The organism is Streptomyces lushanensis (assembly GCF_001700515.1).
GTDB classification, from domain to species: domain Bacteria; phylum Actinomycetota; class Actinomycetes; order Streptomycetales; family Streptomycetaceae; genus Streptomyces; species Streptomyces lushanensis.
In genome coordinates, this window is sequence record NZ_MAUD01000300.1 from 1 (window position 1) to 13,682 (window position 13,682).

Below are 13,682 nucleotides of genomic sequence, written 5' to 3' on the forward strand. Positions count from 1 at the left end.
GTGTTCCTTACGGCGCCGGTGGGGGCACCCTCCTCGGCGTGGTGACGTGCTAGCGTCCCGAAACGGACATCTGGCCGAACGGCGCGTGGCGTCCGGGCAACTTCCGGGCAGGGGGCGGCGTCCTCGTACACGACGCCTCGTACACGACGCGCACGACATGCGCGGCGCGCATGCCGGACGGTGGGACGGAAAGACGTGGAGAGCCGCAGTGACGACCACTGAGCCGACGCACGCCGACGGCGACACCGCCCCCGGGGAGCCGCCGGGGGACCGGGCCCCGGAAGAGGACGGGCCGCGAATAGGGCTGCCCGCGCCGGAGGGCGGCGCGGGGCCGTCGTCCCCCTCCGGGCCCCGCCCGGCGCCCCGCCCGGTGGACGGCACCGGGCTGCGCGGGCGGGTGGAGCGGCATCCGGTCCTGTGCACCGTCCTGGTCGCCGCGGCCGTCCATCTGCTGTGGTTCGCCTTCTTCGCGAACAGCGGCGGCGACATCGCCGCCCAGGACGCCTGGGCCGAGTTCGTCGGCCGCCATCCCGACTCCGCCTACAATCTCGCGTGGTACGGCGGGATGCATCCCGTCTCGTACAGCGTGGTCTCGCCGTATCTGATGTCCGTGCTCGGTGTCCGTACGACGATGATGGTCGCCGGTACCGTGTCCGCCGCGCTGACCGCGCTGATCCTGGTCCGCGTGCGTGCCGTGCGCAATCCGGTGGCGTGCTCGGTCGCCGCGGTCTTCGCGTTCCTCTGCAACGCCCTGTCGGGGCGGGTGACCTTCGGTCTCGGTGTGATGTTCGCGCTCGGCGCGGTCGCGGCGGTGTTCTGCTGGCCGCACCGCTGGCGTACGAAACGCTGGGCCAAGGCGGTCGCCGCCGCGCCGCTGGCCGGACTCGCGACGGCGGCCAGCCCCGTCGCCGGACTGTTCCTCGGAGTCGTCGCGGCGGCGCTCTTCCTGAACAGGCGGCGCCCCGGAGCGTACGCGCTCGGCCTCGCGCCGGCGGCCGTCGTGGCGCTCTCCGCGTGGCTGTTCCCGTTCTCCGGGACGCAGCCGATGTCCGTGGGGACGGCGTCGCTGCCCTTTCTGTCCGCGGTGTTCGTGTTCGTGCTCGTACCGGAGGAGTGGCGTACGGTACGGGCCGCCGCGGCCGTGTACGGCGTCGGGGTGCTGCTGACGTATGTGATCGACTCGCAGATCGGGTCGAACGTGTCGCGGTTCGCCATGATCATCGGCGGTGTGGTGCTGCTCGCGGCCCTGCCGTACACCGTGCCGCGCAGCCGCCGCAGATACGCCCTGCTGATCGCCTTCGTCGGACTGAACGTCTGGATCGGCTTCAAGGGCGTGGACGACATGGTGCGCACGGCCCCGACGGCGTCCTGGGCGCGTGAGCTGGCGCCGCTGGTTCACCAGTTGCAGCGGGCGGGCGCGGAGAAGGGCCGGGTCGAGGTGGTCCCGGCGAGAAGCCACCGCGAGGCCTCGGCGCTCTCGCCGTACGTCAATCTCGCCCGCGGCTGGAACCGGCAGGCGGACATGGAGCGCAATCCGCTCTTCTACGACGACACCCTGACCGCCGACAGCTACCGGGGCTGGCTCGACCGCTGGGCCGTGCACTACGTGGTACTACCCAAGGGCAAGCCCGACTCGGGCGCCGGGCTGGAGGCGGCGCTCGTCCGGCGCGGGCAGCCCTATCTGGAGCATGTCTGGGGCGACGCCAACTGGCAGCTCTTCGCCGTCAAGGACCCCAAGCCGCTCGCCGACCCGCCGGCGACGGTGGACCGCGCGGGCGCGGGCGAGCTGACGATCCATGTGAAGTCCGCGGGCCGGGTGCTGATCCGGATCCCGTACTCGCCGTGGCTGGGCCTGGTGGACGAGGACGGCAAGAGCGTCGTGCCCCCGCAGGAGACGGAGGCGTCGAAGGCGGACGAGGACGGGCCGAAGGTCTTCACCAACCCGCACGGCTGTCTGATGAAGGCGGAGGAGACGGTGGAGGGCGACGAATGGACCGAACTCCTCGCCCCGCGCCCGGGTGTCTACCGCCTTGCGGCGCCGTACCAACTGCCACGGGGGACGGCGTGCCCGGAGGAGCTGCGGTAGGCGGCGGGACCGGCGCGGACGGGGCCGCCGGGCGGCTGACCTTGGGTCAAGACCGGCGAATCGTCGGCTTCTGCTGCCGGGCGCCCTCGCGATCCTCCATAGTGAGGCGGCATGAGGTGCGAACGGTGCGGGAGCGGCCGGGGAGGTTCGGGGGGCCCGCTGCCGGGCATGGCCTGTCCGGTGTGCGGTGCCGGTCGTGCCGCCACCCGCGCCGCCGCGGACGGCTCCCGTATCGGTATCCGCCCGGGGGCGGCAAGGCACGCGGCGTCCAAGGCGTTTCCGGCGTCGGCGGTGTCTTCGCTGTCATCGGCGTCGGCGGTGTCCTCGGCCGATGTCACGCACGCGCGAAGGCGTGTGCGTGTGCTGGCCACGGTGGCGGTGCTCGCTCTGGGCTGTGTGGGCGCCACGGTCGTGGCGGTGGCCGGTTCCGGCGCCGGGAGCGGCGGGAACGCCGTGGAGGACACCGAGGCCGCGGGCGTGCCGACCGGGTTCGGACCCCCGCAACTGCCCGGACTGGGCGGAACGGGCGGGCCCGGCGGGAGCGCGGGCGGCGGCGAGGCCGGGGCCGGGGGTGAGGCCGACGACCAGGCCGACGACGAGGTGCCTTCTGCCGACGACGACCCGACCGCTCCGTCCGGTACGACCACCGGACCCGATCCGGACGGCGGCTACACCGCCTGGGCCGGTCCCGGCTGCGCGAGCGGCGAGTACCGCGAGCACGGCCGCTTCGAGAACGGTGACGCCGCCTGGTACACCGTCACCTCCGGCGGCCACCGGGGCGACACCTGCGACGGCCGGTTCTCCGCCGTGCCGATGTCCGGCAGCCCCGACCACGACCGCGGTTCGACCGCGATCTGGTCCTGGCGGCTCGGCAAGGGCTACGTGCGGTGCGCCCTCGCCGTCTACGTACCGGACAGCGGCCGGGACCGTGACACCGCGGGCCGTCCCACCGTCTACCGCGTGCTGACCGACCCGGCGGACACCACGTCCGTGTACGCGGCCTTCGGCGTGCACCAGACCGCGCACCGCGGCGCTCTGGTGAGCGTGGGCAGTTACCCGGTCGAGGGCGAGTCGTTCTCGGTGCAGCTCCTCGACCGGGGACGGGACTGGGGAGGCGCGGAGCGGTACGGCGCGCATCACGCGGCGGCCCAGATGAAGGTCGACTGCGCCTGACACGCCCGATCGCCCGTCATGGGCAGGCCCGGTCCCGGCTCCGGCGGCCCCGCGTCGATTTCGGCCCTGATTTCCGGGCCCGGCCCCGATTCCGGCTCTTGGCTCCGGCTCCGGCGTCAGTCCAGTGCGGCCCGGCTACAGGCGCCGGCGGCGGCCTTCGCCGTGACACCCGCCTTCGCGAGCAGGCCGGCGCACTCCTTGTGGGCCCGAGCCCCGCCTTCGGTCCCCGACTCGCAGCCCGCCTCGACCAGACGGCTGCCCGGCGCCTCCTTCTCCGTCTCCTGGGCATTCGGCGAGACGGCGGCCACGCACTCGTCGAAGGTCGCGGCGGCGGCGCCGGCGGTGGCGACGGGTGCGACGGCGAGAGCGCCGCCGAGGACGAGGCCGCCGACTGCGGCGGCGGAACGACGGGCGACACGCATGGGATCACGGTTCCTTACAACGGGCCGGGGTGAGACGTACGCGGTGGGACGTGCCCGGGGTACGGAATCCAAGAGCCCCGGCCCGAGTGCGCCGGGGTGTGGACGTCCGCCCGGACAGCCCTCAGGCCCAGGGATTTACCGGCCGCCGCCCTTCCGGCCGGGCATTGTCACCCGCCCGGCGGCGCGCCGTACCGTCACCGCGCGGAGCGGCTCGCCCGGCCGGCTCGCGGCTCGGCCGGGCGGCCAGGAGCGGGACGCCTCCCGGTGCACCGCCGACCGCCGGCGGCCGACCGTACGGTCGGCTTCACCGAATCGCCGGCCGGGCCGGGCGGGAGGACACGGATCGGTCTGCGGACATGGACGCGGACATGGGTGCGGACATGGATGTGGATGTTGACATGGATGCGGATGGCGCGTTGCCGACGTACGCCACCGAGTTCCTGAGCGCCCGAGTTGCCCGGTCGCAGGGTCAGCGGCCGAGGGCCTTGGCGAGCTGGCCCTTGTTCATCGACGAACGGCCTTCGACACCGCGCTTCCTCGCCTCGGCGTACAGCTGGTCCTTCGTCGGCCCCTGCGCACCGCTGTGGGACCGCTGCCCACCGCGCTGCGAGGCGGACTTCGGGTCGCGCAGGCTGGTACGGCTCGCCGTCTTCGCCTCCCCGGAGCGCGCCCGCTCCTTGTTCACCGTGCGCGACGCCATCTCCTTCGCCCGGCCCGCGGGCGTTCCCTGCTTCTCCGCGCTCTCCTTGATGTGCTCGTACTGACGTTCCCGCTTGGGACTCGAACCTCGCGGCATGACACTTCTCCTTGAACCAGGCTCCGCCCCTCGTGGGCCGAGCGCGCTCGACATCGGCGCGTACCCGCTGAACCACGGTCCTCACATCGGACCGCCGCGACACGCCCGCCGTTCCCACTGCACGCCCGGAAGCGGCCCGGCGCGACACGGACTGAGCCGTACGGGCGACACGTGTCCGCGAGCGTCCGGAGGCGTCCGCAGGCGTGTGCGGACGCGGGCGGACATGGGCGGACGTGGGTCGGCACCCGTGTCTGCGGCAGTGCGATCCCCTGCCGGTACAGGCGTTTCCAAGCCGGTTCCAGGTTTCCCCAAGGTCTCCCGGGAAGGGTGGTTCTCGCATCCGGCGAAGACCGGGAGAGAGATCAGCAAGCGCCCAGCAATGGGCGCCACGCGCCAAGTACCCAGCGCCCAGCAGCACGTACCAAGCAGCGAGCAGCAAACGCAAGCAGCGAGCAGCACCGGAGGAGAGACCTATGCACATCCGTCATGCCCTCACCGCCACCGCCGTCGGCAGCGCCCTGGCACTGGCCGGCATGGCCGCACCGAGCTCGGCGGTCGCCGCCGCCAAGTACCCCGGCCAGGTCAAGTGCCCCAAGGGCGACTACCAGCTCTGCATCGACGGGGGCCCCGGCGGCTTCACCATCAGCGGCAAGAAGTTCTCCGGCCACGACAACGCCATCCTGCTCAGGAACGTCAAGAACGTCACGGTCTCCGGGAACCAGTTCACGAAGCTCAGTGGCTCCACCGGCTACGCCGGGGTCCACGTCAAGAACTCCTCCGGCATCGTGATCACGAAGAACACCTTCTCCGACCTGCGCAACGGCGGCAACATGCACGGGATTTACCTGGTCAAGACCTCGGGCAGCAGCATCACCGGCAACAAGTTCTCGTCGATCACCGGCGACCCCGTGCGGATCAGGGACGGCAGCAAGAACAACACGGTCAGCGGGAACACCTTCAGCGGCTCCGGCCAGTACGCCTTGTTCAGCGAGTGGGGCCGGCTGGAGAACGGCGAGACCTGCGGAAGCGGCAACGTCTTCAAGAGCAACAAGTACAAGAGCGGCGGCTACGCCGGCAAGAAGATCTCGCTGATCAAGTGGGGCGGCAAGGGCGGGGGCAGCACCGGCCTGAAGCTCACCTGGGGCAACTGCAAGAAGGCGAGCATCGCCAACAAGGGGGGCAACACCACGTTCTGAGACCGTGTCCCGCGTGAGGCGGGGAACGGGTGGCGCGGCAGCGCATGCGCTGCCGCGCCACAGGTGCGGTGATTCCCCGGAGCGCTCTTGGCCGGGGCGTTCTCGACCGGGGCTTTCTCGGGTGGGGCTTCTCGGGCGGGGCTTTCTCCGCCGGGGCTTTCCCTGGGCGTCAGGTTGTGGTGCAGGTGAGGGTTGGCCGGGTTTGGTTTCCGTTGTGCTGGATGGTGACGCCCCAGTTGTTGCCGTTGCCGTTGGGTTTTGCGGTGAGTGTTTGTGCGTTGGGGTAGGTGGCGGTGATGTTCCAGGTGGAGAGGATTTTGGCGGGGGTGGGGACGTTCATGGTCACGGTCCAGTTGTTGGAGCCGGTGACGGAGACGTTGAGGTTGTAGCGGTCGCTCCACTGCTGTCCGGCGGACACCGTCGCGGTACATCCGCTGCCGCCGCCACCGCCACCGCCACCGCTGCCGTCGGGGGCCACGGCGCGGCCGGTCTGCGGTGAGATCATTCCGGCGCACAGGCCACGGGCCGCCAGTCCCTGGGCGATACGCGGGATCGCCGCGACCGTGTTCGCGGGCCAGTCGTGCATGAGGATGATCTGGCCGTTGGTGAGCCGCCCGGCGGCCTGGACGATCGCGTCGGTGCTCGCGTTGTTCCAGTCCTGCGAGTCGACGTCCCAGATGATCTCGGTGAGGCCGTACTTGGCCGCGACCGACTTCACCGTCGCGTTGGTCTCGCCGTACGGCGGCCGGAACAGCTTCGGTGTGCCGCCGCCCGCGCCCGCGATGGCCTGCTGGGTCCGGGAGATCTCCGAGTCGATCTGCGCCTGGCTCTGCTGGGTCAGGTGGGGGTGGGTGTAGCTGTGGTTGGCGACCCACATACCGGCGTCGACCTGGGCCCGGACCTGGGACGGATTGGCGGCGGCGTACTGGCCCTGGTTGAACATCGTGGCCCGCAGCCCGTTCTGCCTGAGCGCGTTGAGCAGGTTCGGCGTGGTGGCGGACGGGCCGTCGTCGTAGGTGAGCCCGACGTACCCGTTGCACGCGGCGGCCTGCGCGGGGGCGGCGGCGTTGACGGTCAGGGTGCTCGCCGCCGCCATCGCCACGACGGCCAGTCTCGTGACCAGGGCGCGTAAGGAGAGATGTGCTCTGGCTTTCATGAGGAGTGGTCCTCCAGCCTGGGATTCGGGGTCAGGTTGTGGTGCAGGTGAGGGTTGGTCGGGTTTGGTTTCCGTTGTGCTGGATGGTGACGCCCCAGTTGTTGCCGTTGCCGTTGGGTTTTGCGGTGAGTGTTTGTGCGTTGGGGTAGGTGGCGGTGATGTTCCAGGTGGAGAGGATTTTGGCGGGGGTGGGGATGTTCATGGTCACGGTCCAGTTGTTGGAGCCGGTGACGGAGACGTTGAGGTTGTAGCGGTCGCTCCACTGCTGTCCGGCGGACACCGTCGCGGTACATCCGCCGCCGCCACCGCCGCCACCACCGCCACCTGAACCGGTGTCGCCCACGGTGATGTTGGAGCTCCCGCTGCTCTGGTAGCCCTCGGTGGCGAGGATCATGTAGTTGAAGGTGCCGAGGCTCATGCCGACGCGGGCCCAGGCGTCGAAGTGGTTGCCGGTGGTGATGGTTCCGCCGGTCCTCTTCGACTGCCGGACGCTCCAGTACTGATTGAAGGTGCGGATGCCCTCGATGGAGGGGGCGTTGTAGCGCGTCGTCTGGTAGATGTCGTACGTACCGCCGTCACTGGTGACGGTGCCCTTGTACGTTCCCGTGGGCCGGTACGTGCCCCAGTTGTCGACGATGTAGTACTCCACCAGTGGGTTCGTCGACCACCCGTAGAGAGTCAGATACGCGTTGCCCGACGGGTTGAAGGTGCCGGAGTAGGTCACGCTCCGGCGCCCGCCGGTGCTCCAGCCCTTGCCGGCCACGAAGTTGCCGGTGTTGCTCCACGAGGTGCTGTAGTTCCCGCCGGAGGCCAGGTTCATGGAGACCGACCCGGGTGAATCGGTCCAGAACGAGTAGTAGTACCCGTTGTTGGTGCCGGTCTGGTTCGTGGTGACGACCGTGTCGGCGTGGGCGGTGCCGGGCATGGCCAGCGCGGCCACGGCGACCAGTAACAGGGTGCAGGCACTGCTGATGAGCAGCCTGAGGCGGCCGGCCCACTCGAAGCTGCCACGCCTGCGGCGCGTCGGGCGTGCGGGTGCGTCCTTCATGTGCGTGCTTCCTCCTCGTCCTCATGAGGCCGACGGGGGCCGGGCAGCGTGACACGCGCTCGCAAGGTCGTCGTTGTGCATGCGACCGACGGCGCCCGCGTGGTCGCCGCCGCGCGACAGGGCCGGGCTCGGCGGGTGGTGGTCGTGCTCCCGGGGGACCGGAGCCAGGTCACGGTGGCGGCCCACATCGGCAGTGGTTGAGCTCTGCCAACGGCGACAGTGTTGGTCTGTCCATGTGGACTGTCAATAGTTTCGGCACTGAATGCGAAATATTCGCGGAGTCTGGTGTCATGTCAATGAGCATTCACGCTGCTCAAAGGTCATGTCCGCTCGATTTGATCGAGATGGGCGTAAGGGAAGCTCTTATCTCAAGATCGGAATGCGAATGGGCTCTTCGAAATGTTTCGAAGATTTCCTGGATCATTCCGGGGCCGAGAGAGAAACGGCAATGCCGTGGCCATCGCCCACATGAGCCCCACGCGGGACGCGCCCCGGCCGTCGTGATCGAGGTCGGGGTTGAGGTCGGGGTCGGGGTCGGGCGAAGTCGCCGAAGGCCCCGGACCATGATCGGTCCGGGACCTTCGGGCCGGCGCCCCCGGTGGGAAGCGTGGCCGCCTTCAGGGTTTCGTGTTCTCCCGGTACGGCCCTCAGGCCACGTCGATGCCGTACTCCTGGACCAGTTCCTCCAGCCCGCCCCGGTATCCCTTGCCGCCGCCGACGAAGTCCCAGTCCCCGCCCGGGCGGCGGCGGAAGGATCCGAGTACCAGGGCGGTTTCGTCGGGACGGCCGTCCGAGACCTCCAGCCGGTCCAGTTGGCCTCCCGCCGAGTCCAGCAGCCGGATACCGGCCAGGGTGAACCCGGACAGATCAGCGGCGGGATTGGTCACGGGATCGACCGCGGCGACGATGACGAGGCGGTCGGCTCGCTCGGGCAGCGCGTCGAAGGACACGCCGATGGCGGCCCTGTCCGGAGCGGCGGGGGAGAGCGCGCGGACCGCGCCGTCGGGCGTTCGGGGGTTGTTGAAGAAGACGAAGTGGTCGTCGTCCAGGACCCGGTTGCCCTGGCAGACGAGCGCGCACACGTCCAGGGCGACCCCGCCCGACCAGTACATGCCCAGCACGTTGTGACCGTCCGCTCCGGTCTCGCCGTCCGCTCCGGGCCGGCCGTCCGCCGCGGTTCGGCCGTCCGGTGCTGTCCGCTGCGCCGGTACGGTACGTTCGCCGCCGCCCAGTCGTCCGCGTAACCCGTGGCGGTGCAGCAGGTCGACCAGTTCGGAGCCCGACACCAGTTCCAGGGGCTTGCCGTTGGCGAAGGTGTGGGAGCCGGGGCCGAATCCGGACGTGGTGACCAGTACACCCTTGTTGGCACCGGCGTCCTGGACGGTGCCGTACAGGTCGCGGACGGCTGTCGGGGGCACGGTGTTGCGGTAGCGCTTGACCTGTACGACGATCTTGCCGCCGCGAATCGGCGCCGGGTCCAGCGCGTCGACGTCCACACCGCCGTCGTTGGAGCGCTGGGTCGTCACCGCCTGCATGCCCATGGCCCGGAACAGATCCGCGACCAGGGACTCGAAGGCGATGGGATCCATCTCGTACAGATCCGGTTCCTCGTCCCCGCCGTGCGTGACGACACCCTCGCCGATGTCCGAGGGAGTCCGGCCGGGCCGTACCGTCGCGCCCTGGTCGGGGCGCGACGACAACTGGCCCCGGAGTCCGTCCACCAGGCAGTCGACGGCGTTCACCTGCTCCAGACGCAGCCCGGCGAAGGTCGAACGCGACGCCATGACCGTGGCCAGGACCATGTGCGCCCGTCTGCCGGTCGCCGGGTCGTGGTCGTCCACGAAGCCGTTCAGCGCGACCGAGTCCAGCGTGCCGAACTCGTCCGCCGCGAAGAGATCATGGAGAACCAGCAGGAGACACTGCGCGAGCACATCCCGATACAGCGCCCGGCGCTGCGCCACCGGCCGGGCCGTCTCCTTCTCCTGATCGGCGGTGGGCATGTAGCGCACCGACTTCATCTCCGGGACGACGTCGTACGTGGGCAGCTCCCAGTTGAGCACCAACTGGCGTGCGCCGGAGTCGTACGCGGCGGACACCTGACGCGGGAGATCCTCCGGCCAGGCGGTCGAGGCGTAGAGGGCGGCGGAGAAGTACTCCACCGTGGCCTCGGGATCGCCGTTCCGAAGCCCCGCCGTCATCTCGGCGATGCCGGCGTTGTGCCGGCGGATCTCCCCCAACTGGACGTCGGCCCATTGCTGGTACTGAAGCCGGTAGGCGGCCAACTGCTGCTGGCGCTGTGCTTCCGCGGCCTGTGCGGATTGCCAGTCACGCTCGAACAGGGACCGCGCTTCCGCCTGCGCCTGAGCTCGCCGGGCGGCCGTCCAACCGCCCTGCGGCTGATACCGGTTCGGATCGGGCATGGGGACCGGAACGGCGAGCCGGCCCGGGGAGAACGCCTCGATCCGCTCGGGCCGGACCAGTGCGCCTGCCCTGAAGGCCGGAGCCCGGCATCCTGCCACCAGCAGACCCCGCAACGACTCGACACGCGCGTCGAGCTCCTCCGTCCTCCGCCTGGCCTCCGCCTCGCGCTGCTGCCGGTACGCCGCCCGCTGCTCACGGTGGCTGCGCGCCAGCTCCCGCTGGTAGGCGCGCTGTTGCCGTTCCTGATCCCGCTGATACCTGGCTTGCGCCTCCCGCTGACGTTGCTGTTGGCGTTGCGCCTCAGCCCAGATGCCTACCAACCCGTTGGAGCGACGACTCATGCTCTCAAGGCCCTCCCCCACCAGGGCCGCGGTGCCCGTGCACCCGGTCCTGGCCCCATAACCAGCAGTAATGAGGTGACTTTAGTCGGCAACCGCCGACTCGCCCATTCGCTTGCCCACATATGGCCGTTGCCGCCCGCGGACGCACGGCATCCCTTGTTCGCCCCGGTACGGCAGGGAAACCGCGTCGACTGCCGGGTATCGCCCGCTTCCCGCCGTTCACGCCGCGGCGGAGCGCAGCAGTTCCTCCAGTTCCCGGGCGGCCGGGAGCGGGACGGCGGGCCGGGCCACATGGATGGTCCGCCGCAGGGCCGGGTCGGTGAGGCGGCACAGCACGATGTCGCCGGGAACCGCCCACGCGGCCAGCGAGGGCACCAGCGCCACCCCGAGCCCCGCGGCCACATAGCCGAACTTCCCGGTCCACTCGGCGACCCGGATGATCTTCCTGGGAGCTCCGCCGACCCTGGCCCAGGCGTCGGCGAGCAGCGTGGGCCGGTCGCCGTACGCGTGCTGGAGCCATGCCTCGTCGCTCAGGTCGAGCAGGTCGACCGGCCCGGCCGTGGCGAGCCGGTGTCCGCGCGGGAGGGCGACGAGCAGTTCGTCGTCGCGCAGCACCGCCGTCGAGACACCGTCCGCGGACGGCAGTCCGTACGGATAGTCGCTGATGACGGCGAGGTCCAGCGCCCCGTCCGCGATGCGCTCCATCAGCCCCGCGCTCGGGGCTTCGACCACCACGGTCTCGACCTCCGGTCTTGCCTTCCCCAGCGCCCGCAGGGCGGCGGGAAGCAGGGAGATGTTGGCCGTGGCGAACGCGCCCACGTGCAGCAGCCCGCCCTGCCCGGCGTGGAGCACGGCGAGTTCCCGCTCGGCCCGCGCCAGCCGGCCGAGCACCTCCAGCGCGTGCCGGTGCAGCACCCGCCCGGCCGGGCTGAGCCGTACGCCCCGGGGCAGCCGCTCGAACAGCGGCCCGCCCGCGCGCTCCTCCAGCGCGGCGATGCGCCGTGACACCGCGGACTGGGTGTAGTTGAGCCGGGCCGCGGCCTTGGTGAACGACCCGGTGTCGGCCACGGCCACCAGCACCCGCAGCGCTTCGGTTTCCATCCGCCCCTCCTTGTACGCGATCACTTGCCGTACGCGACCACTTGGGCGGCCCGGCCCAGCCCGTACCTGATCTCCGTACGGGCCCGTGCCCGACCGCCGTACGGTCTGTGCCCGACCTCGGCCGAGCCTGTACCCGACTTCCGTACGGCCTGTGCCCGACTACCGCACGGCCCGTACTCGACTTCGGTCCGGCCGGTGGCCGACTTCGGTCCGGCCTGTGGCCGACTTCGGCCCGGCCTTCAGCCGACCGCCGGCAGGCCCGTACCCGACCGCCGCCCGGCCCGTGCCCGACCGCCGCCCGGCGGCCATTGTGGCGCAACCCATTCCGTCAGCGCATAGATCCCATGCGATCCCATCGCTGGTGGCATACCGGCGGTCGCCCTACCGTCGTTTCCACGGCGGCGCTCCACCGAGCAGCGGAGGCGCGGTCGTTCCACCGACCCATGAGATCCCAGGAGGACGTATGTTCCGGATACCAGGACGACTTCCGCGAGGAGTTGAGGAGCGGTGAGCCGGGGCGCCCCGCTCACGCTGCCGGCGATGCTGGCGGATCTGGAGGAACTGGTCCGCTGTGAATCCTTCTCCGCCGACCATGCCGCGCTGGCGCGCAGCGCCGAGTTGGTCGGAGCCCTCGGCGCACGGCTGACCGGGGCCGAACCCGAGGTGCTCGTACGGGACGGAGTGAGCCATCTGCGCTGGACCTTCGGCGTACCCCGGGTGCTGCTGCTCGGCCACCACGACACCGTGTGGCCCACCGGCTCGCTGAGGACCCGTCCGTGGTCGGTGACGGCCGGGGTCGCCAGGGGCCCCGGGGTACTGGACATGAAAGCGGGTCTGGTGCAGCTCTTCCACGCGCTGGCGTCCTCGCCCTCCCTCGACGGGGTGTGCGTCCTGATCAACGGGGACGAGGAGGTCGGCTCCACGACCTCGCGCCAGTTGATCGAGGAGACCGCGCGGCGCTGCGCCGCCGCCTTCGTACTGGAACCGGCCGCGGACGAACGGGGCGCGCTCAAGACCGCCCGCAAGGGCACCTCGCGCTACGAGGTGCGGATCCACGGCCGGGCCGCGCACGCGGGCCTGGAGCCGCACCGGGGGATCAACGCGTCGATCGAGGCGGCGCACCAGATCCTGGCGCTCGCCGCGATCGGCGCCTCCGTGCAGGATGTCGCCGCCGACTCCCTGCTGGGCGCGACGACCGTGACCCCGACCCTGCTGTCGGCGGGCAGTTCGCGCAACACGGTGCCTGCCCGCGCTCGGGTGTCGGTGGACGTACGCGTACCGAGCAAAGCCGCGCAGGACCGGATCGACACGCTCATCAGGCAGTTGACGCCCCGGACGCCCGGCGCCCGGCTGGAGGTCGTGGGCGGGGCGAGCCGCCCGCCCCTGGAACCCGCGTCTTCCGCCGAGCTGTTCGCCCTGGCCCGCGACATCGCGGCGGAACTCGGCCAGGAGCCGCTGAGCGGGCTCACCGTGGGCGGTGCCTCGGACGGCAACCACACCGCGTCGGTGGGCTGTCCGACACTGGACGGTCTCGGTGCGGTGGGCGGGGGCGCGCACGCCGACAGCGAGTACGTCCGGCTCGACCGGATGGTCCCACGCGCCTCGCTCATGGCCCGGCTCATCGCAAGGACGACCCGATGACGGCGCCCGGGAGGCGAAGGCCCACCCCCGGGAGGCGAAGGCCCGCCGCGCTTCGGCGGACGGAGCGGTCCGGCCCCGGTGTGCCGCCCGGCGGCCATCCCGTCGTGGGCCTGGCCGGCGCCCTCACACAGTTCGCCCTGCGCTTCCTCACGTTCCTGGCCACCGTCCTGCTGATCGCGCTGGTCCTCCTCCGGCCCGAGGCGGCGTTCCTCAAGGCCGCCATCACGGTCACCGGGTTACTCGCCCTGTACGGCCTGCGCCGGGCGTGGCGCGGTGTCACCGCCCGGCGCAGGCCGTACAG

Annotated in this window: 11 protein-coding genes and 1 pseudogene; 6 read left to right on the plus strand and 6 right to left on the minus strand. The window is 71.1% G+C overall.

What is annotated here, in order from left to right:
- The first annotated feature begins 208 nt into the window (after positions 1–208).
- Positions 209–2,086, plus strand: a complete 1,878-nt coding sequence (locus BFF77_RS23325) for a DUF2029 domain-containing protein (RefSeq protein WP_079125412.1) — start codon at positions 209–211, stop codon at positions 2,084–2,086.
- 360 nt (positions 2,087–2,446) lie between these two features.
- The gene (locus tag BFF77_RS23330) at positions 2,447–3,259 is read left to right on the plus strand and encodes an adhesin (RefSeq protein WP_245703665.1); all 813 of its coding nucleotides are present in this window, start codon (positions 2,447–2,449) and stop codon (positions 3,257–3,259) included.
- Between the two features lie 116 nt (positions 3,260–3,375).
- On the opposite strand, the gene BFF77_RS35815 is transcribed toward BFF77_RS23330, so the two are convergent.
- Positions 3,376–3,681 (minus strand): hypothetical protein, encoded by a 306-nt coding sequence (locus BFF77_RS35815; RefSeq protein ID WP_066953060.1) that lies wholly within the window; start codon positions 3,679–3,681, stop codon positions 3,376–3,378.
- Positions 3,682–4,150: 469 nt separating this feature from the next.
- On the minus strand, positions 4,151–4,477 hold the full coding sequence (locus BFF77_RS33550; protein WP_079125413.1) for a plasmid stabilization protein: 327 nt from the start codon (positions 4,475–4,477) through the stop codon (positions 4,151–4,153).
- Between the two features lie 473 nt (positions 4,478–4,950).
- Between BFF77_RS33550 and BFF77_RS23345 the strand changes: the two genes are divergently transcribed.
- Entirely contained in the window at positions 4,951–5,673 is a 723-nt protein-coding gene (locus tag BFF77_RS23345; RefSeq protein WP_066953064.1) for a right-handed parallel beta-helix repeat-containing protein, read from the plus strand.
- 169 nt (positions 5,674–5,842) lie between these two features.
- Here the strand turns inward: BFF77_RS23345 and BFF77_RS23350 are convergent, their stop codons facing one another.
- Together BFF77_RS23350 and BFF77_RS23355 are read right to left on the minus strand one after the other, a co-directional pair.
- On the minus strand, positions 5,843–6,829 hold the full coding sequence (locus BFF77_RS23350) for a polysaccharide deacetylase family protein (RefSeq protein ID WP_066953066.1): 987 nt from the start codon (positions 6,827–6,829) through the stop codon (positions 5,843–5,845).
- 31 nt (positions 6,830–6,860) lie between these two features.
- Positions 6,861–7,877 (minus strand): glycoside hydrolase family 11 protein, encoded by a 1,017-nt coding sequence (locus BFF77_RS23355; protein ID WP_066953068.1) that lies wholly within the window; start codon positions 7,875–7,877, stop codon positions 6,861–6,863.
- A 75-nt stretch (positions 7,878–7,952) separates the two neighbouring features.
- Here BFF77_RS23355 and BFF77_RS37800 point away from each other — a divergent pair, with 75 nt between their 5' ends.
- A complete protein-coding gene (locus tag BFF77_RS37800; RefSeq protein WP_281196576.1) occupies positions 7,953–8,078 on the plus strand; it encodes a hypothetical protein in 126 nt (41 codons plus the stop codon).
- Between the two features lie 446 nt (positions 8,079–8,524).
- On the opposite strand, the gene BFF77_RS23360 is transcribed toward BFF77_RS37800, so the two are convergent.
- Both BFF77_RS23360 and BFF77_RS23365 read right to left on the minus strand, forming a co-directional pair.
- Positions 8,525–10,639, minus strand: a complete 2,115-nt coding sequence (locus BFF77_RS23360) for a restriction endonuclease (RefSeq protein ID WP_211280304.1) — start codon at positions 10,637–10,639, stop codon at positions 8,525–8,527.
- Between the two features lie 219 nt (positions 10,640–10,858).
- Positions 10,859–11,740, minus strand: coding sequence for a LysR family transcriptional regulator (locus BFF77_RS23365; protein ID WP_066953072.1), 882 nt, complete (start codon positions 11,738–11,740; stop codon positions 10,859–10,861).
- Positions 11,741–12,280: 540 nt separating this feature from the next.
- On the opposite strand from BFF77_RS23365, the gene BFF77_RS23370 reads away from it, so the two are divergent.
- Both BFF77_RS23370 and BFF77_RS23375 read left to right on the plus strand, forming a co-directional pair.
- On the plus strand, positions 12,281–13,381 hold the full coding sequence (locus tag BFF77_RS23370) for a M20 family metallopeptidase (protein ID WP_066953076.1): 1,101 nt from the start codon (positions 12,281–12,283) through the stop codon (positions 13,379–13,381).
- Positions 13,378–13,682 (plus strand): annotated as a pseudogene (locus tag BFF77_RS23375) (hypothetical protein); the annotation flags it as partial. The gene BFF77_RS23370 and the pseudogene BFF77_RS23375, both read left to right, overlap by 4 nt.

Coding starts and splice junctions, on each gene's coding strand:
- BFF77_RS35815 (WP_066953060.1), bottom strand. CDS start 3,681: ATGCGTGTCGCCCGTCGTTCCGCCGCCGCAGTCGGCGGCCTCGTCCTC.
- BFF77_RS33550 (WP_079125413.1), bottom strand. CDS start 4,477: ATGCCGCGAGGTTCGAGTCCCAAGCGGGAACGTCAGTACGAGCACATC.
- BFF77_RS23345 (WP_066953064.1), top strand. CDS start 4,951: ATGCACATCCGTCATGCCCTCACCGCCACCGCCGTCGGCAGCGCCCTG.
- BFF77_RS23350 (WP_066953066.1), bottom strand. CDS start 6,829: ATGAAAGCCAGAGCACATCTCTCCTTACGCGCCCTGGTCACGAGACTG.
- BFF77_RS23355 (WP_066953068.1), bottom strand. CDS start 7,877: ATGAAGGACGCACCCGCACGCCCGACGCGCCGCAGGCGTGGCAGCTTC.
- BFF77_RS23360 (WP_211280304.1), bottom strand. CDS start 10,639: ATGAGTCGTCGCTCCAACGGGTTGGTAGGCATCTGGGCTGAGGCGCAA.
- BFF77_RS23365 (WP_066953072.1), bottom strand. CDS start 11,740: ATGGAAACCGAAGCGCTGCGGGTGCTGGTGGCCGTGGCCGACACCGGG.
- BFF77_RS23370 (WP_066953076.1), top strand. CDS start 12,281: ATGCTGGCGGATCTGGAGGAACTGGTCCGCTGTGAATCCTTCTCCGCC.